The organism is Streptomyces sp. NPDC016677, assembly GCF_055562815.1.
In genome coordinates this window covers 1-17,053 of sequence record NZ_JBVHEO010000028.1, presented here as the reverse complement: position 1 = coordinate 17,053, position 17,053 = coordinate 1, and the positions used below count along the sequence as shown (strand labels likewise).

Below are 17,053 nucleotides of genomic sequence, written 5' to 3'. Positions count from 1 at the left end.
TCTATCGTGGCCGGGTGAAGATCGCGCTCATGGACTCCGGAATCGGCCTGCTGGCGGCCACCGCCGCGGTACGGCGCCTGCGGCCGGACGCCGATCTCATCCTCTCCCTGGACCCCGACGGCATGCCCTGGGGCCCCCGCACGCCCGAGGACCTGACCGGCCGCGCCCTCGCGGTGGCCGAGGCCGCCGCCGCCCACCACCCGGACGCCCTGATCGTCGGCTGCAACACCGCCACCGTGCACGCGCTGCCCGCCCTGCGGGACCGGCACGAGCCCGGGCTGCCCGTCGTCGGCACCGTCCCGGCGATCAAGCCGGCCGCGGCCGGTGGCGGCCCGTTCGCGATCTGGGCGACGCCCGCCACCACCGGCAGCGCCTACCAGCGCGGTCTGATCAGGGACTTCGCCGACGGCCTGCCGGTCACCGAGGTCCCCTGCCACGGGCTCGCCGAGGCCGTCGAGCACGCGGACGAGGCCGCGATCGACGCCGCCGTGGCCGCCGCCGCGGCGCTCACCCCGGCGGACGTCACCACCGTCGTGCTGGGCTGCACGCACTACGAACTGGTCGCCGAGCGCATCCGGGCCGCCGTACAGCGGCCCGGCCGCCCGCCGCTGGCCCTGCACGGCTCGGCGGGCGCCGTCGCCGCCCAGGCGCTGCGCCGCGTCGGTGCCGCGCCCGCCCCCGACGCCCCCGCCGACGGCACCCTCACGGTGCTGCTGAGCGGACGCGAGGGCGCGCTGCCCGCGCCCGCGCTGGCGTACGCGGAGGGCAGGCTGCTGCGGACGGCCGCGCCCGCGCGCTGACGCGGGCCGGGCGCGCGACGGCACGCCCGGTCGGCCCAGTGACTCTCCGCGGCGCGGTACACACGGAGCCGAACGTGAGTAACCTCATTGCCATGAGGGACCACCTCCACGGCGGGCACGCGCCCCACCCCGATGTCTGGACCGGCCGCGCGACCAACCGGGTCCAGTGGCTGCTGGCGCTGATCGGCGCCGCCTGCATGGCGCTCGGCGTCCAACTGGCCGTCGACTCGGCCTGGGAGTCCGGCATCGCCGCGCTGGCCATGGCGGTCGTCGGCTGCATCGCGGCCGGGCTGCTGGTCCTCTTCGGCACCCTGGCCTTCGTGCACGTCGCCCTGAAGGTCGACCAGGAGTGCCTGGAGGTGCGCTGCGGTCACATCGGCGTCCCGCGCCGCCGCATCCCCCTGTCGCACGTGGCGGGCGCCGAGTTCGCCCCGGTCGTCACCCCGCGCCACTGGGGCGGCTGGGGCTACCGGTGGCGGCCGGAGAAGGGCACCGCCGTCGTCGTCCGGCGCGGTGAGGGCGTGGTCCTGCGCCTGTGGGACGGCCACACGTTCACCGTCACCGTGGACGACGCGGAGTCGGCCGTACGCGTCATCAAGGACCGGCTCCGGCCGCGGGCCCCCGGCACCGCGCACTGAACGCACCGGCTCCCGCCCCGGGCCCCGCGTCCCGCACCGAGGTGGTGCCCGAGCCGGTCCCAGGTCAGCCGCGTACACTCCCGGGGTGACCGTCACCGCACCCTCCGTCGCCGGGCCGGACCGGCCGGACCCGCGGACCGCGCCCGCCTCGCGCGCCGCGCGCCTCGGCCGCCGTCTCCTCCCCGCCGCCGCGGCCGCCCTGGCCGGTGTCCTGCTCTACGTCAGCTTTCCGCCGCGCACCCTGTGGTGGCTGGCCCTGCCCGCCTTCGCTGTCCTCGGCGCGGTGCTGCGCGGGCGCGGCTGGAAGGCGGGCCTGGGCCTCGGTTATCTCTTCGGCCTCGGTTTCCTGCTGCCGTTGCTGGTGTGGACCGGCGTGGAGGTCGGCCCGGGTCCCTGGCTGGCGCTGGCCGCGATCGAGGCGCTCTTCGTCGCGCTGGCCGGCGCGGGCGTCGCCGCCGTCTCCAGGCTGCCCGCCTGGCCGGTGTGGGCGGCGGCGCTGTGGACGGCCGGTGAGGCGGCACGCGCGCGCGTGCCGTTCGAGGGCTTCCCCTGGGGCAAGATCGCCTTCGGGCAGGCGGACGGCGTCTTTCTCCCGCTCGCCGCGGTGGGCGGCACCCCGGTGCTGGGCTTCGCGGTCGTCCTGTGCGGCTTCGGCCTGTACGAGGCGGTACGGCTGGCCGTGACCGCCCGGCGCACCCGGACCGTACGCAAGGGAGCGGCCGTCGCCGCCCTGCTGAGCGTCGCCGTCCCCGTCCTCGGCGCGCTCGCCGCCCGGCCGCTGGTCAGCGACGACGCGGAGGACGGCACCACCACCGTCGCCGTCGTCCAGGGCAACGTGCCCCGCGCGGGGCTCGCCTTCAACGCCCAGCGCCGCGCGGTGCTCGACTACCACGCGCGCGAGACCGAGCGTCTGGCCGCCGAGGTGGCGGCGGGCAAGGTGGACCAGCCCGACATCGTGCTGTGGCCGGAGAACTCCTCCGACATCGACCCGTTCGCCAACGCCGACGCCTACGAGGTCATCGACGCGGCGGCCAAGGCGATCAAGGCGCCCGTCTCGGTCGGCGGCGTGGTGAAGCGCGACGGCAGGCTCTACAACGAGCAGATCCTGTGGGACCCCGACAAGGGCCCCGTCGACACCTACGACAAGCGGCAGATCCAGCCCTTCGGCGAGTACCTGCCGCTGCGCTCCCTCATCGGCGCCATCAACAGCGACTGGACGTCCATGGTGAGCCAGGACTTCAGCCGCGGCAGCGAACCCGGCGTCTTCACCATGGCCGGCGCCCGCGTCGGCCTCGTCACCTGCTACGAGGCCGCCTTCGACTGGGCCGTGCGCTCCGAGGTCACCGACGGCGCCCAGCTGATCTCCGTCCCCAGCAACAACGCGACGTTCGACCGCAGCGAGATGACCTACCAGCAGCTCGCCATGTCCCGGGTCCGCGCCGTCGAGCACAGCCGGACCGTCACCGTGCCGGTGACCAGCGGGGTCAGCGCGATCATCCTGCCGGACGGCCGGGTCACCCAGCGCACCGGCATGTTCGTCGCTGGCTCGCTGGTGCAGGAGGTGCCGCTGCGCTCCTCCGAGACGCCCGCCACCAAGCTGGGCGTGCTCCCCGAAGTCCTGCTCGTCCTCGTCGCGGCGGGCGGACTGGGCTGGGCGGCCGCCGCCGGCGTGCGCGGGCGACGCGCCGGTGACGTGTAACCGTACGCCCGTCGCACGCCCTGCCAACCGGCGAGTCGGGAGAGCGGTGCCCGTTAGGGTCGGACGCATGGCTACTCCCGACTTCATCCGCACCCTCCGCGCCACCGCCGGGAACCAGTTGCTGTGGCTGCCCGGCGTCACCGCCCTGGTCTTCGACGACGACGGCCGGGTGCTGCTGAACCGCAGGTCCGACACCCGGCGCTGGTCCGTGATCGGCGGCATCCCGGAGCCGGGGGAGCAGCCCGCCGCCTGCGCCGTGCGCGAGGTGTGGGAGGAGACCGCCGTGCGGTGCGCCGTCGAGCGGGTGGTCCTGGTGCAGGCGCTGAACCCGGTGACGTACGAGAACGGTGACGTCTGCCAGTACATGGACATCACCTTCCGCTGCCGTGCCCTCGGGGGTGAGGCCAAGGTCAACGACGACGAGTCCCTCGACGTCGCCTGGTTCGCGGTGGACGCCCTGCCGGAGATCGGCGAGTTCGGCCGGTTCCGGATCAAGCAGGCGCTGGCGGAGGCGCCCACCTGGTTCGAGCCCCCGGCCGCCGGCTGAGGCGCGCGGCGCGTCAGCCGAGGACGAAGCGCACCGGTGTGCCGGCCGGCGCCTGGGCCGCCGCGGCGAGGGCGGGTTCGGTGACGACCGCGATCACCGGGTAGCCGCCCGTCGTCGGATGGTCGTGCAGGAAGACCACGGGGCGGCCGTCCGGCGGGACCTGTACGGCGCCCAGGACCATGCCCTCGCTGGGCAGCTCACCCGCCGCCGCCCGCTCCAGCGCCGGACCCTCGGTGCGCAGGCCGATGCGGTTGCTGTGCGGGGAGACCCGGTAGGCCGCCGAGGTGAAGGCGCGCAGCGCCGCCGGAGTGAACCAGTCGGCACGGGGGCCCAGGCGTACCGGAAGGACCAGCTCGGCGGGCGGGGCCGGCCAAGGGGCGGCCACGGGGGTCACCGCCCGTCCCGTGGGAGCGGCCACCGGGAGGACGTCCCCGTCGCGCAGGGGCGCCGGGCCGAGCCCGGAGAGCAGGTCGGTGGAGCGGCTGCCGAGAACGGGTTCGACGGCGACACCGCCGGCGAGGGCCACGTACGAGCGCACGCCCGCCGTCACCGGCCCCACGTCCAGCACGGCGCCCGCCGGCACCCGCACCGGGGCGCCCCAGGCCACCGGCCGTCCGGCCACCGTGACCGGGCAGGGCGCACCGCCGACCACGACGGTGACGGCGCGGTCGGGCCGCAGGGCGCAGCCGGTGAGGGTGGTTTCCAGCACCGCGGCGTCGGGATCGTTGCCCAGCAGCCGGTTGGCGAGCCGCATCGCGGGCGCGTCCAGCGCGCCGGAGCGGGGCACACCCAGGTGGGCGTGGCCGCGCCGGCCCGCGTCCTGGACGGTGGTGAGGGCACCGGCCCGTACGGTGGTCAGCTTGCCGGTCATGCCGTGTCCTTTGCCGTCACGAAGCGCACCCGGGTCCCCGGGGTGAGCAGCGCCGCCCGTTCCCTCGCCGGGTCCCACAGGGGGCTCGGGTCCGGCATGGTGCCGATCAGCTGCCAGCCGCCGGGGGTGGCGCGCGGGTAGACCGCGCTGTAGGGGCCGGCCAGCGCGACCGCTCCGGCGGGCACGCGGGTGCGGGGCGTGGCGCGGCGGGGGACGTGCAGGTGCGGGGGCAGCCCGGTGAGATAGCCGAAGCCCGGCGCGAAGCCGCAGAACGCCACCCGGTACGTGAGGGAGGAGTGCAGCGCGGCGACCTCGGACGGGGCGACTCCCCACAGGGCCGCCACGTCGGCCAGGTCCGGTCCGTCGTAGCGGACGGGGATGTCCACGGCGTCGCCGTCGTCCGCGGCGCCGGGCGGGAGCCGCCAGCCGGCGACCCGGCGGGCCAGCGCCTCCGGGTCCCGTACGCCGTCCAGCAGCACGGTCCGGGCGCCGGGCACGATCTCCTCCACCGGCGGCAGCGTCCCCGCCGCGCGCCGCCGCAGCAGCTCGGCGTGGAAGGCCGCGGTCCGCTCGGCGTCGGGCAGTTCGACGAGGAGCGCGTGCCGCCCGGCGGGACGGGCCGTGAGCTGCGGCTGGGGTGAGTCCGGTGTCATGCGAACGGCCTGACCTCGACCCCGGCCGCCGCCAGCTCCGTACGCACCCGCGCCGCGATCCGGGCCGCGCCGGGAGTGTCGCCGTGCACGCACAGGGAGCGGGCGGCGACCGTGACGGTGGTGCCGTCGACGGCCTCGACCGTGCCGTCCACCGCGAACGCCAGCGCGCGGCGTACCACCGCGTCCTCGTCGGTCACCACGCTGTCCGGCTCGCGGCGCGGCACGAGGGTGCCCTCGGGGGTGTAGGCCCGGTCCGCGAAGGCCTCGGGCACCCCGGTGAGACCGGCCTCCCCGGCGGCGGCGAGCAGCCGCGACCCCGGCAGACCGAGCACGGGCAGGTCCCCGCCCGCGAGCCGCACGCCCGCCACCACGGCACGGGCCTGCCCGTCGTCGTGCACGGTGCGGTTGTAGAGGGCGCCGTGCGGCTTGACGTAGACCACCTCGGTCCCGGCGGCGCGGGCGAAGACCTGGAGCGCGCCGATCTGGTAGGCGACCTCGGCCGCGAGTTCGCCGGCGGGCACGTCCATCGCGCGCCGTCCGAAGCCGGCCAGGTCGCGGTAGGACACCTGGGCGCCGATCCGCACCCCGCGCTCGGCGGCGAGGTCGCAGACGCGCCGCATCACCGAGGGGTCGCCCGCGTGGAAGCCGCAGGCGACATTGGCGCTGGTGACGACGGAGAGCAGGGCGTCGTCGTCGGTGAGGGTCCAGCGGCCGAAGCCTTCGCCGAGGTCTGCGTTGAGGTCGATCACCTCTCGAACGTAATGGATTGTTGAACGATTCGACAAGGGCTCCATGGGTTGCCTCCGGTGAACTTCGCCGGAAAGTCACCCCTTGTTAGATCGTTGAACGATCGTCTAGGGTCCGTGCATCCGCCATGCATCCGGAATGATGCGGTCCGCTCACCGCTCCCGGGTCCGTGCCCTGCCCCCGAAGCCTGAAGAAGGCCACCGAATGATCGTGCTTCTCGGTGTGGTCGTGGTGATCCTCGGATTCGTCACGCGCCGCAATCCCGTCCTCGTGGTGGGCGTCGCCGGTATCGTCACCGGACTGCTCGGCAAGATGGACCCGCTGGAGGTCCTCGCGGCCTTCGGCCGGTCCTTCGCCGACAGCCGCTCGGTCACCGTCTACGCCATCGTGCTTCCGGTGATCGGCCTGCTGGAACGGTACGGCCTGCGCGAACAGGCCCGTCATCTCATCGGCCGCCTCGGCAGGCTCAGCGCCGGCCGGTTCCTCACCGTCTACCTGCTGGTCCGGCAGGTCACCGCGGCCTTCGGCCTGAACAGCATCGGCGGCCCGGCGCAGACCGTGCGTCCCCTGGTGGCGCCCATGGCCGAGGCCGCCGCCGAGCGCACCACGGGCGCGAAGCTGCCCGACCGGCTGCGCGAGAAGGTGCGCTCCTACTCCGCGTCCGCCGACACCGTGGGCGTCTTCTTCGGCGAGGACTGCTTCATCGCGATCGGCTCCATCCTGCTGATCACCGGCTTCGTGAACTCCACGTACCACCAGGAGATCGAACCGACCCAGCTGGCCCTGTGGGCGATCCCGCTCGCCGTCTGCGCCTTCCTCATCCACGGCGCCCGGCTGCTGCTCATGGACAAGCAGCTCGAACGCGAGATGGCACTCGCCGCCGCCGAGCACGACCTGCCGCTTCCCGAGGGGGCCGACAAGTGATCAAAGTCGAATGGCTCTACTGGCTGATCGGGCTCGTCTTCGTCGTCATGGCCGTACAGATGGCCGTGGACCGCACCAACCCCAAGCGGTGGACGTCCGCCGCGTTCTGGGGCCTGCTCGGGCTCACCTTCCCCTACGGGACCGGCGTCGCCAACGCCACCGCGGACAACGGCGGCTGGACCCTGCCCGCCGAACCGCTCGGCGTCGCCGTCCTCGCCCTGATCGTCCTCGCCGGGTTCAACTTCCTCGGCAAGGGCGTCCCGGTCACCACCACCGGCGAGCAGCGCGAGGCGTCCGCCGCCCGGCTCGGCAACAAGATCTTCATCCCGGCCCTGACCATCCCGCTGGTCGCCATCGTCTGCGCCTCCGTGCTCGACGAGTCCGGTCTGTTCGAGCCGGGCAAGGCCACCCTGCTGGGACTGGGCCTGGGCTGCGTGGCCGCCCTCGTCGTCGGCATGCTGGTCACCGGCGAGAAGAAGGTCTCCGTCCCGGTCCACTCCGGCCGCTCCATGCTGGAGGCGATGGGCTCCGCCCTGCTGCTGCCCCAGCTCCTGGCCGTGCTCGGCTCGATCTTCGCCGCCGCCGGGGTCGGCGACCAGGTCGGCGACATCATGAACAAGGTCCTCCCCGACGACTCCAGGTACCTCGCGGTGCTCGCGTACTGCGTCGGCATGTTCCTGTTCACCGTGATCATGGGCAACGCCTTCGCCGCGTTCCCCGTGATGACCGCCGCGATCGGCTGGCCGGTGCTCATCCAGCAGATGCACGGCAACGAACCCGCCGTCCTCGCGATCGGCATGCTCGCCGGGTTCGCCGGCACGCTCTGCACGCCGATGGCCGCCAACTTCAACATCGTCCCGGCCACCCTGCTCGAACTGAAGGACCAGTACGGACCGATCAAGGCCCAGCTCCCGACGGGCGTCGCGCTGCTCGGCTGCTGCACCGTGATCATGGCGGTCTTCGCCTTCTGAGCCGCCACCGTGAGGAACCTCCTGGGCCACCGACGTGAGGAACCTCCTGAGCCAGCCGTGACTTCTGAGCCACCCCCGTAAGGAAGTGTCGTGACCCGCGTCCTCATCACCGGCTTCGCCCCCTTCGACGGCGAGCGCGTGAACCCGTCCTGGCAGGCGGCGTCCCTGGTGGCCGCCGAACCGCCCGCCGGGCTCACCGTCACCGCCACCGAACTCCCCTGCGCCTTCGGCGACTCCCTCGTCGCCCTGCGCGAGGCGGTCCGCACCGTCGGACCCGACCTGGTGCTCTGTCTCGGCCAGGCCGGCGGACGCCCCGGCGTCACCGTCGAACGCGTCGGCATCAACGTCGACGACGCCCGCATCCCCGACAACAAGGGGCGGCGGCCCGTCGACGAACCCGTGGTCCCGGACGGCCCCGCCGCCTACTTCTCCACCCTCCCCGTCAAGGCCTGTGTCGCCGCGATGCGCGAGGCCGGCGTCCCCGCCGCCGTCTCGAACACCGCCGGCACCTTCGTCTGCAACCACGTCGCCTACGGCCTCGGTCACCTCATCGCCACCGAGTTCCCGCACATCCGGGGCGGTTTCGCGCACGTCCCCTGGGCGCCGGAACAGGTCACCGACGGCCAGGCGCCGGCCCTGCCGCCCGCCACCGTCGCCCACGGCCTGCGGGCCCTGCTGACCGCCGCCGCCCGCACCCCGGCCGGCCAGGACCTGAAGGTCACCGAGGGAGCCACCCACTGATGCCGCTCAGCACCCACGCCGCGCCCTTCGCCCGGCTCGCCCTCGCCAACATCACCCGCGAGTATCCCAACTTCCCGGCCCACCTGATCACCTCCGCCGACGAGCGCGTCGAGCCCCGGACCCTCCACCCGGTGTTCTACGGCGCCTACGACTGGCACTCCTCGGCACACATGCACTGGCTGCTGGTCCGCCTGCTGCGCCGGTACGGCGACACCCCCGCCCTGCCCGTCACCGGGGCCGCCGTCGACGTGCTCGACCGGCACCTCACCCCCGGGAACCTCGCCGTCGAGGCGGCCTACCTCCGCGACCACCCCTCCTTCGAGCGGCCCTACGGCTGGGCCTGGCTGCTCGCGCTCACCGCCGAGTGCCGGGCGTACGACGGCGCGGCGGGCGCCCGCTGGGCCGAGGCGCTGGCACCGGCCGCGGCCACCGTCGACCGGCTGCTGGCGGGCTGGCTGCCCAAGGCCACCTATCCCGTGCGCCACGGCAACCACCCCAACAGCGCCTTCGCCCTCGGCCTCGCCCTCGACTCGGGCGTGCTGTCGGCCACCACCGAACGGGCCGTACGGGAACGCCTGCTGGCCTGGTTCGCCGACGACCACGACGCGCCCGCGCACTGGGAGCCGTCGGGACAGGACTTCCTGTCGCCGGCGCTGACCGAGGCCGACGCGATGCGCAGGGTGCTGCCCAGGGAGGAGTTCGCGCCGTGGCTCGACCGGTTCCTGCCCGCGCTGCGCACCGGCGCCCCGTGCTCGCCGCTGGACGTCCCCGTCGTCTCCGACCACGCCGACCCGCAGATCGGCCATCTGCTCGGACTGACCCTCAGCCGGGCGGCGGCGCTGCGCTCCCTCGCCGACGCCCTGCCCGGCGGCCCGGTCCGCGACCGGCTGGGCGCGGCGGCCGACGCCCACCTCGCGGCGGGCCTGCCGGCGGTGGAGCGCGGCGACTTCACCACCGACCACTGGCTGGCCACCTTCGCCACGCTCGCCCTGGAGCCCGTCACCGGCCGCTGAGGCCGCACTGGCCGGACTGGCCGGACTGGCCGCACCGGCCGGTCTTCGTGCCGAAACGGCAGGAAAGCTGGCCCACGGGCCCGCGCCCCGGCGACAGTGGCCGTCGATCCCGCCCCGCGGAGCACCGCGGGCGAGGCGGGCCAAGGCCGAGTCAGAAGGAGCCAGTTCCGTGGCACAGCGATCCCAAGGTCCCACCGCGGCCGACCTCGCCGCCCAGGAGCCCGGAGAGTTCTGGGACAGCCTCTACCGCCGGCGCGGTGACGACCTCGCCGCCTGGGGAGCCCGCGTCAACCCGGTGCTCGCGGAGGTGGCCGAGGCACTGCCCGCCGGTACCGCGCTCGACCTGGCCTGCGGCGCGGGCGGCGACACCCTGTGGCTCGCCCGGCGCGGCTGGCGGGTCACGGCGGCCGACATCGCGTCCACCGCCGTGCGGCGCGTCGCCGAACGCGCCGTCGCCGAGGGCCTGGGCGACCTGGTCACCACGGCCCGCCACGACCTGGCCCGGACCTTCCCGGCCGGCAGCTTCGACCTGGTCTCGGCCCAGTACTTCCACACGCCCTACGACCTGCCCCGCGGGCCGATCCTGCGCACCGCCGCCCAGGCGCTGCGTCCGGGCGGACGGCTGCTCGTCGTCGACCACGCCTCCCTCGCGCCCTGGTCCTGGAACCAGGACCCGGACACACGCTTCCCCTCCCCTCAGGAGGTGTACGACGGCATGGGTCTGCCGTCCGCCGGCTGGACCGTGGAGCGGGCCGACGCCCCGCGCCGTACGGCCACCGGGCCGGGCGGACAGACCGCCACGGTCACCGACCACGTCCTCCTGGTCCGCCGGACGGCAGGCTGAGCGCGCCGCCCGCGCTGAGCGCGCCGTCCGCCAGCACCGTGACGTCGTCGGCGACGTGGCGCACCACCCGTGGATCGTGCGTGATGACCAGCAGACCCAGTGACTGCTTCTCGCACAGGTCGCGCACGAGGTCCAGGACGGCCGCCTGCGTCACCGAGTCCAGGGCCGAGGTCATCTCGTCGCACAGCAGGACGCGCGGGCCGGCCGCCAGCGCCCTCGCCAGGGCGACGCGTTGCCGCTGACCGCCGGAGAGCCCGCCGGGCAGCCGCCGGGCGTGCTCGGCGGGCAGCCGGACCAGGGACAGCAGCCGTTCGACCTCCTCGTCGATCTCGTGCGGGTCGCGCAGGCCCCGCAGGACCCGCAGCGGACGCGCGAGGGCGGCGTGCACCGTCTGGAGGGGGTGCAGGGTCTCCGCCGGGCTCTGCGGTACGAGCTGGATCGCAGCCCGGTCGGCGACCCGCCGCTTGCGCGCCTGGCCCGGCAGCGGGCGTCCGTCGAGCAGGACCGCTCCGCCGGCCGGCGGGTGGAGTCCGGCCAGACAGCGGGCCAGCGTCGTCTTGCCGCTGCCGGAGGCGCCGGTGACGGCCAGGCACCGCCCCGGGCGCACGGCGAGGCCGACGTCCTCCAGCACGCGCCGGGTGCCGCGGTCCGCCGTGAGCCCCTCGACGCGCAGGACCGGTGGCGTCCCGCCGGGCTCCGGGGCCGGCTGGCCGCTCGTCGCCGGGGCCGCCGCGCCGACGAGCGCCGTCGCCGCCCGTGAGACGGGAGCGGTCAGGACGCGGTGCGCCGCGGCGTCCTCCACGATCCGGCCGTCGTCCAGGACCACGGCCCGGTCGACCAGCCCCTCGACCGACGACAGGTCATGGGTGATCCACAGCAGGCCGGCCCCCGAGGCACGGACCCGGTCGAGTTCGGCGCGGACCTCCTCCTTCGCCACCGGATCGAGGGCCGAGGTGGGTTCGTCGAGCACCAGCAGCCGGGGGCCGCGCGCGAGGGCGGCGGCCAGGGCGGCCCGTTGCTGCTGGCCGCCGGAGAGTTCGGCGGGCCGGCGGCCGGCGAGTGAGGCGGGCAGGCCGACGCGGTGCAGCAGGGCCGCGACCTCGCGGTCGTCCCGGCTGCCCAGCGCGGTGCGCAGGGTGACCGACAGCCGGCGGTACGGATTGAGCGTCGTACCGGCGTCCTGGCCGAGGTGGGCGACGGTACGGCCGCGCAGCCCGGGGTGCGGGACGGGCAGCGTGTCGTGACCGTCGACGCGGACCCGGCCGCCGCCCAGGATGATGCCCGGCCGCAGGTGGCCGAGGACGGACAGGGCCAGGGTGGTCTTCCCGGAGCCGGACGCGCCGACCACCGCCAGCGCCTCACCGGCGTCGGCGGCGAGGGACACGCCGCGCAGGACCGGGCCCCGGGCCGACCGCAGCTCCAGGTTCTCGATGGAGAGCATCCGCGCGCTCACTTCTCGCCGTCGGGGCGGGTCAAGGTGTCGGACAGCAGGTTGACGCCCACGGCGAGGACGGCGATCAGGACGAGCGGTGCCAGCAGCGCGTACGGCTGGAGCGCGGCCCCAGGCAGGGCCTCCTGCACGAGGGTTCCCCAGTCGGAGCCGGAGACCCCGACGCCCAGGAAGCCGGCCGCGCCGACCAGGTAGAGGGAGAAGACGAACCGCAGCCCGGCGTCGGCGAGCACCGTGGTGAGGACCAGCGGCAGCACCTCGTACCGCAGGACCCAGGGCCACCGTTCGCCCCGGGCGAGGGCCAGCTCCACGTGCGGTCTGCGCAGGACGGGCAGGGCGGCGGCCCGGATGACACGGGCGGACAGCGGGACGCCCGCGGCGCAGGCCGCCAGTACGACACCGGTCCGGCTGGGCACGGCGGTGAGGACCAGCAGCAGGGCGAGCATGGGCGGCAGCGCGGCGAGGGCGTCCAGCGGACGCATGACGACGCCCTCGGCGGCGGGCCCGCGGTGACCGGCGAAGGCGGCCAGCAGTCCGGCCGCGGTGCCGAGCAGCACGGTCAGCGCGGTGGCGCCCGCCGTGGTGAGCAGCACCGACGGCCCGCCGTGCAGCAGCCGGGACAGCACGTCGCGGCCGAGGTGGTCGGTGCCCAGCGGAAGCCCGGCACCGGGGACCGTGTACGGCGTCGCCACCGTCTCGGTCGCGGAGTGCGGGGCGAGCCACGGCCCGGCCAGACCGACGAGCACGACGGCGCCGACGAGGACGGCCACGGTCACACCGCGACGCCGGTACGGACCGGGCGCCGGCGACGGCTCCCGCCGGCCGCGGACGCCACGGGACTGCCGTACGGGGGCGGTCATAGGGACCTCGTCCTTCCCACCGCGGCGCCCACGACGTCCGCGGCGATGGTGGCCAGCAGGGTCAGGGCGCCCATGAGCATGGCCAGGGCCTGGACGACCGGCAGATCGCCGGTGCTGACGGAGGAGACCAGCACCTTGCCGATCCCCGGGTAGCTGAAGACGACCTCTACCAGGACCGTGCCGCCGAGCAGACCGGCCGCGCCGATCAGCCAGATCTGCGCGGCGGAGGGCAGGACGGCGGGGAGTACCGCCTGCCGCAGGACGGCGCGTTCGGGAATTCCGTTGAGCCGCATCGCCTCCACGTGCGGGGCGCGCAGCGCGACCAGGGTCTGCGCCCGGATCACGCGCGTGGCGTAGGCGAGGCTCACCCACAGCAGACTGAGCACCGGCAGCACCAGGACGTCGGGGTGGGCCAGGGGCGAGTCGCCGGCGGGCACCAGCGAGGTGGCCGGCAGCCAGCCCAGCTGGGCGCCCACCACCAGGGCCAGCGCGCCGGCGACCACGAACTCGGGTACCGCCGTGGTCAGGAGCAGCAGCGTCGACCCGGTGCCGTCGGCCCGGCCGCCGGCCCGCCGGCCGAGCGCGACGCCGAGTGCGAGGGAGAGGGGCACCAGGAGCAGGACGGTCAGCCCGGCCAGGACGGCGGTGTTGCCGAGCCGTCCGGCGAGCATGCCGGAGACGGGGGTGCCGTTGGCCGAGGTGCCGAGGTCGCCGTGGAGCAGACCGCCGGCCCACTCCAGGTACCGCTGGGCCAACGGCTCGTCCAGGCCGAGCCGTTCACGCGCCTCCGCTGCCTGGTCCGGGGTCGCGTTCGGGCCGAGCCGGGCGCTCGCGGGGTCGCCGGGCAGCAGGTCGACGCCGATGTACACCACCAGGGACAGGGCGGCCAGCAGCACCGCGGCGGTGACGAGCCGTCCGGCGACGTACCGGACCGTGTCCCTGCTCACGCGGTGAACCCGACCTTGCCCAGCCAGGGGTACTTCGGCGACTCGCGGTTCTCGACGCCCGTCAGCGTCTCCTTCGCCAGGCTCAGTACGTCACCGCGCCCCCAGGCCACCCAGTTCCCCCGGTCTGCCATGACCCGCTGGGCCTTCGTCCACGCCGCGGCCCGTTCGCTGCCGGAGGTGGTGGAGATCGCCGTGGCGACGGCCTCGGTCAGCTCGTCGTCCGGGAAGGCCAGCGTCTCGTAGGCGGCCGAGCGGGTGTACGTGAGCGCCAGGGAGACGGGACCCAGCGGGAAGGAGATGGCGTCGCACGCCTTCATGCCGGCCGGCTCGTACCCCTCGGTGGTGCTCACCTCGACCAGGGAGGCGTCCAGGCCGAGGCCCTTGAGCTGCTCGACGAACAGCTCCGCCGAGGAGTTCAGCCCCGTCTCGTACTCGGCGGTGCGCACCACGAAGGGCTTGCCCGTGGCGCCCGCCTCCTTCAACAGCCGTTTGGCGGCGGCGACATCACGCTCGGGAACGGCGACGTCGTCGAGGTAGTACTCGGCCCCGGCGCCGAACAGGTCGTTGGCGGGCGCCCCGTAGCCGAGGAAGACGGCGTCGACCAGTGCCTTGCGGTCGATGCCCAGCTTGATCGCCCGCCGGACGCGGGGGTCGGCGGGCAGGTCGCGGGTGACGTTGAGGACGAAGCCGTACGTGGTGCGCAGGGCCTCGCCCGCGTCCCGGATCTGGAGGCCGGTCCCGGGTGGTCCGGCCTTCGCCGTGGTGAAGGAGATGTCCGAGGCGTAGTCGGCCTGGTCGTCCTTGACCGCGTTGACGCGGGCCTGCGCGTCGTCGACGCTGAGCAGGACGACCTTCTCGGCGTGACCGGCGCCGCCCCAGTAGTCGTCGTGGCGCTCCAGACGGGTCTCGACGCCCGCCTCGAAGGCGGTCACCCGGTAGGGCCCGGTGCCGGTCGCGGTCCCGGCGGAGAAGGAGGAGGTGCCCTTCTTGATGACGTACAGACCGGCGCCCGCCAGCAGGGTGGCCGGATCGCCGACCGGCCGCACGGTCGGTACGACGACGGTGTGGTCGTCGAGGGCCTCGGCGGCGGCGAGATCCAGGTAGGCCGACAGTTCGCTGGGCGCGATCCGGTCGGGGGAGGCGCGGTACTTCAGCGTGTGCACGACGTCGGCGGCGGTGAACGCGGTCCCGTCGTGCCACGTCACTCCCCGCCGCAGGGTCAGGGTGCAGGTCTTGGCCTCGCCGTCCACCTCGGCCGCGGTGGCGAGCGACGGCTCGGCCGCGCCGTCGGCGAAGGAGAAGAGGGTGTCGAAGACGACCGAGTAACGGGCGAGGTCGCAGGGCGAGGTGCTCGCGGTGGGGTCGAGCGACTCGGCCGCTCCCGCCCCGGCGAAGGCGAGCCGGACGGTACCGCCGCGCCGGGGTTCGCCGGTGGGGGCGCCGGTCACGGTGGGAGCCGCGGCCCCGCCGGAGGTGCAGCCGGTGAGCGCGGCTGCACCGAGCCCGATGAGCGAGAGGACCGTGCGCCGGGTGACGGCGGGGGAACGGAAGGCAGGGCTCTGAGACATGACACTCCGAAAGAACCGGGAAGGACCTCATTCATACATGACAATCATTTTCACTTACAAGGGGCGTCGTGCGAACAGGGCGCCGTGCGGGGCGCGATGGCGGTGACGGGGCGCGCGAAACGGTGGCTTAGCGGCGCGTCCAAATGGAAACGATGATCGAGAGCGGTTGTCGCGACACGATGCGACGGCCGGCTGATGTGGGGAGGGTACTCAGTGAAGGACGCGCCCTTGTACTTGCGGCCGCGGGTGGAACCGCCGCTCGCCGGGCTGCTGGGGGATGTGCCGTTCCTGCACTCACTGGTGGACGCGCTGGGATCACCGCTGAACGTGCTGCTGCCGGAGGTCGTCGCGGAGAACGCCGAGCGGTTCCGCTCGGTCTACCGGCGCCACCACCTGGCCGGGCGGGTGTACTTCGCGCACAAGGCGAATCGTTCAAGCGCCCTGGTGCGCAGGCTGGCCGCGTGCGACCCGGCCGCGGTCGGGATCGACGTGGCGTCCCTGGAGGAGCTGCGGCACGCGGTGAGCTGCGGCTTCACCGGGGACCGGATCATGGCGACCGGCCCGAAGGACGCGGAGTTCCTGTGGCTCGCCGCACGGCTCGGGGCGACGGTGAACCTGGACTCGCCCGGTGAACTGGAACAACTGGCGGGGATCGTCCGCGCGTACGGCCTGGGCAAGGTCGACGTCCTGGTGCGGCTGTCCGGGTTCGAGGACGGCCACGCCGCCGGTACGCGCCTGCTGTCGCGCCGCAGCCGCTTCGGCACCCCGGTGGGGGACGCCCAGGTGCTGTGGGAGGCGGTCGAGCGGTACGCCGACGCCGTCGAACTGACCGGCGTGGCCTACCACTTGGACACCACCGCGCTGGAGGAGAAGGCCCGGGCCCTGGAGCGGTGCGTCCTCGTGATGGACGAGTGCCGGGCCCGCGGGCTGGCGCCGCGCGCCGTCGACGTCGGCGGCGGGTTCGGCGTCGGCTACGTGGACGACGCCGGGGAGTGGGAGCGGTGGACCACCGCGCTGAGCGAGGCGGTCCTCGGCGTCCGCCCGCCGCTCACCTGGCGCGGACACGGCTACGGGCTGCGCAACGAGGGCGGTACGGTGCGGGGTTCGGCGGCGCTCTACCCCGCGCACCGGCCCGTCGCCGGCCCCGACTACCTGGAGGAACTGCTGGCCCGCCCCACTCCGGTCCTGGGCCGCTCACCGGCCACGCTGCTGCTGGAGCACCTGCACGACCTGTACGTCGAGCCGGGGCGGGCGCTGGTCGACCAGTGCGGTCTGTCCCTGGCCCGGGTTCTCGACGTACGGCACACCGGCGACGGCCGGCCGCTGGTGCGCCTCGGGATGAACGCCGGTGACGTGAGCCTGGAGGAGCACGGCGTCCTGGTCGACCCGGTGCTGCTGCCCCGCGGCGGAGCCGTGACCGAAGCGGACGACGAGCCCGTCGGGGTGCACCTGGTGGGCAATCTGTGCCTGGAGGCCGACCTGATCACCCGTCGCCTGGTCTTCCTGCCCCGGCTGCCGCGCGCCGGCGACCTGCTGGCCTTCGTCAACACCGCCGGGTACGCCATGGACTTCCACGCCCACCGCGCTCAGCGGCAGCCGGTCGCGCGGACGGTGGCGGCCGGGCGCGAGGGAGGGTCCTGGCGCTGGTGCCTGGACGAGGACTACTGGCCGGTCAGCTACCCGCAGGGAGTGCCGTCATGAGGTACGACAGCATCACGGAGGCCATCGGGAACACGCCGTTGGTGCGGATCGATCCGGCTGTGCACGGGCTGCGTCATAT

17 protein-coding genes are annotated in these 17,053 nt (G+C 74.5%); 10 read left to right on the top strand and 7 right to left on the bottom strand.

Annotation, left to right across the window (positions count from 1 at the left end):
- Window positions 1-14: 14 nt before the first annotated feature.
- The 4 genes from ACZ3IG_RS35690 to ACZ3IG_RS35675 all read left to right on the top strand — a co-directional run bounded on the left by ACZ3IG_RS35690 (window position 15) and on the right by ACZ3IG_RS35675 (window position 3,684).
- On the top strand, window positions 15-800 hold the full coding sequence (locus tag ACZ3IG_RS35690; RefSeq protein WP_403545758.1) for a glutamate racemase: 786 nt from the start codon (window positions 15-17) through the stop codon (window positions 798-800).
- A gap of 92 nt (window positions 801-892) precedes the next feature.
- On the top strand, window positions 893-1,438 hold the full coding sequence (locus ACZ3IG_RS35685; protein WP_467437378.1) for a hypothetical protein: 546 nt from the start codon (window positions 893-895) through the stop codon (window positions 1,436-1,438).
- An 85-nt stretch (window positions 1,439-1,523) separates the two neighbouring features.
- Window positions 1,524-3,137 carry an apolipoprotein N-acyltransferase gene (lnt, locus tag ACZ3IG_RS35680; protein WP_467437377.1) on the top strand — a complete coding sequence of 538 codons (1,614 nt, stop codon included), beginning with the start codon at window positions 1,524-1,526 and terminating at the stop codon, window positions 3,135-3,137.
- A gap of 67 nt (window positions 3,138-3,204) precedes the next feature.
- Window positions 3,205-3,684 carry an NUDIX hydrolase gene (locus ACZ3IG_RS35675; protein ID WP_467437376.1) on the top strand — a complete coding sequence of 160 codons (480 nt, stop codon included), beginning with the start codon at window positions 3,205-3,207 and terminating at the stop codon, window positions 3,682-3,684.
- Window positions 3,685-3,697: 13 nt separating this feature from the next.
- On the opposite strand, the gene ACZ3IG_RS35670 is transcribed toward ACZ3IG_RS35675, so the two are convergent.
- From ACZ3IG_RS35670 to ACZ3IG_RS35660, 3 genes are read right to left on the bottom strand one after another with little or no spacing between them, the layout of a single operon-like run.
- Window positions 3,698-4,555, bottom strand: coding sequence for a 5-oxoprolinase subunit C family protein (locus tag ACZ3IG_RS35670; RefSeq protein ID WP_467437375.1), 858 nt, complete (start codon window positions 4,553-4,555; stop codon window positions 3,698-3,700).
- Complete coding sequence (locus tag ACZ3IG_RS35665; RefSeq protein WP_467437373.1) at window positions 4,552-5,208, bottom strand: 5-oxoprolinase subunit B family protein; 657 nt, start codon at window positions 5,206-5,208, stop codon at window positions 4,552-4,554. The genes ACZ3IG_RS35670 and ACZ3IG_RS35665 overlap by 4 nt, the downstream gene beginning before the upstream one ends.
- On the bottom strand, window positions 5,205-5,957 hold the full coding sequence (locus tag ACZ3IG_RS35660) for a LamB/YcsF family protein (protein ID WP_467437372.1): 753 nt from the start codon (window positions 5,955-5,957) through the stop codon (window positions 5,205-5,207). The genes ACZ3IG_RS35665 and ACZ3IG_RS35660 overlap by 4 nt, the downstream gene beginning before the upstream one ends.
- Before the next feature lie 202 nt (window positions 5,958-6,159).
- Between ACZ3IG_RS35660 and ACZ3IG_RS35655 the strand changes: the two genes are divergently transcribed.
- The 5 genes from ACZ3IG_RS35655 to ACZ3IG_RS35635 all read left to right on the top strand — a co-directional run bounded on the left by ACZ3IG_RS35655 (window position 6,160) and on the right by ACZ3IG_RS35635 (window position 10,448).
- On the top strand, window positions 6,160-6,879 hold the full coding sequence (locus ACZ3IG_RS35655) for a DUF969 domain-containing protein (protein ID WP_467437370.1): 720 nt from the start codon (window positions 6,160-6,162) through the stop codon (window positions 6,877-6,879).
- Window positions 6,876-7,850, top strand: coding sequence for a DUF979 domain-containing protein (locus tag ACZ3IG_RS35650; protein ID WP_467437369.1), 975 nt, complete (start codon window positions 6,876-6,878; stop codon window positions 7,848-7,850). The genes ACZ3IG_RS35655 and ACZ3IG_RS35650 overlap by 4 nt, the downstream gene beginning before the upstream one ends.
- Window positions 7,851-7,940: 90 nt before the next feature.
- Window positions 7,941-8,591: a pyroglutamyl-peptidase I gene (gene pcp, locus ACZ3IG_RS35645; protein ID WP_467437367.1), complete on the top strand. Its 651-nt coding sequence runs from the start codon at window positions 7,941-7,943 to the stop codon at window positions 8,589-8,591.
- The gene (locus ACZ3IG_RS35640; protein WP_467437366.1) at window positions 8,591-9,604 is read left to right on the top strand and encodes a DUF2891 domain-containing protein; all 1,014 of its coding nucleotides are present in this window, start codon (window positions 8,591-8,593) and stop codon (window positions 9,602-9,604) included. The genes pcp and ACZ3IG_RS35640 overlap by 1 nt, the downstream gene beginning before the upstream one ends.
- A 169-nt stretch (window positions 9,605-9,773) precedes the next feature.
- Entirely contained in the window at window positions 9,774-10,448 is a 675-nt protein-coding gene (locus ACZ3IG_RS35635) for an SAM-dependent methyltransferase (RefSeq protein WP_467437365.1), read from the top strand.
- Here ACZ3IG_RS35635 and ACZ3IG_RS35630 read toward each other — a convergent pair.
- From ACZ3IG_RS35630 to ACZ3IG_RS35615, 4 genes are read right to left on the bottom strand one after another with little or no spacing between them, the layout of a single operon-like run.
- A complete protein-coding gene (locus ACZ3IG_RS35630; protein WP_467437364.1) occupies window positions 10,408-11,889 on the bottom strand; it encodes an ABC transporter ATP-binding protein in 1,482 nt (493 codons plus the stop codon). The genes ACZ3IG_RS35635 and ACZ3IG_RS35630 overlap by 41 nt on opposite strands.
- Window positions 11,890-11,897: 8 nt before the next feature.
- The gene (locus tag ACZ3IG_RS35625; protein ID WP_467437362.1) at window positions 11,898-12,758 is read right to left on the bottom strand and encodes an ABC transporter permease; all 861 of its coding nucleotides are present in this window, start codon (window positions 12,756-12,758) and stop codon (window positions 11,898-11,900) included.
- Window positions 12,755-13,705, bottom strand: a complete 951-nt coding sequence (locus ACZ3IG_RS35620) for an ABC transporter permease (RefSeq protein WP_467437361.1) — start codon at window positions 13,703-13,705, stop codon at window positions 12,755-12,757. Before ACZ3IG_RS35620 ends, ACZ3IG_RS35625 begins: the two co-directional genes overlap by 4 nt.
- Window positions 13,702-15,273: an ABC transporter substrate-binding protein gene (locus ACZ3IG_RS35615; protein WP_467437359.1), complete on the bottom strand. Its 1,572-nt coding sequence runs from the start codon at window positions 15,271-15,273 to the stop codon at window positions 13,702-13,704. The genes ACZ3IG_RS35620 and ACZ3IG_RS35615 overlap by 4 nt, the downstream gene beginning before the upstream one ends.
- A gap of 195 nt (window positions 15,274-15,468) precedes the next feature.
- Here ACZ3IG_RS35615 and ACZ3IG_RS35610 point away from each other — a divergent pair, with 195 nt between their 5' ends.
- A complete protein-coding gene (locus ACZ3IG_RS35610; protein WP_467437358.1) occupies window positions 15,469-16,974 on the top strand; it encodes a Y4yA family PLP-dependent enzyme in 1,506 nt (501 codons plus the stop codon).
- Window positions 16,975-17,053: the final 79 nt, after the last annotated feature.

Bases quoted from the DNA above. Each gene is read 5' to 3' on its own strand.
- ACZ3IG_RS35610 (WP_467437358.1), top strand. From the start codon at position 15,469: ATGTGGGGAGGGTACTCAGTGAAGGACGCGCCCTTGTACTTGCGGCCG.
- ACZ3IG_RS35630 (WP_467437364.1), bottom strand. From the start codon at position 11,889: ATGCTCTCCATCGAGAACCTGGAGCTGCGGTCGGCCCGGGGCCCGGTC.
- ACZ3IG_RS35665 (WP_467437373.1), bottom strand. From the start codon at position 5,208: ATGACACCGGACTCACCCCAGCCGCAGCTCACGGCCCGTCCCGCCGGG.
- ACZ3IG_RS35655 (WP_467437370.1), top strand. From the start codon at position 6,160: ATGATCGTGCTTCTCGGTGTGGTCGTGGTGATCCTCGGATTCGTCACG.
- ACZ3IG_RS35670 (WP_467437375.1), bottom strand. From the start codon at position 4,555: ATGACCGGCAAGCTGACCACCGTACGGGCCGGTGCCCTCACCACCGTC.
- ACZ3IG_RS35625 (WP_467437362.1), bottom strand. From the start codon at position 12,758: ATGACCGCCCCCGTACGGCAGTCCCGTGGCGTCCGCGGCCGGCGGGAG.
- ACZ3IG_RS35640 (WP_467437366.1), top strand. From the start codon at position 8,591: ATGCCGCTCAGCACCCACGCCGCGCCCTTCGCCCGGCTCGCCCTCGCC.
- ACZ3IG_RS35675 (WP_467437376.1), top strand. From the start codon at position 3,205: ATGGCTACTCCCGACTTCATCCGCACCCTCCGCGCCACCGCCGGGAAC.
- ACZ3IG_RS35685 (WP_467437378.1), top strand. From the start codon at position 893: ATGAGGGACCACCTCCACGGCGGGCACGCGCCCCACCCCGATGTCTGG.
- ACZ3IG_RS35615 (WP_467437359.1), bottom strand. From the start codon at position 15,273: ATGTCTCAGAGCCCTGCCTTCCGTTCCCCCGCCGTCACCCGGCGCACG.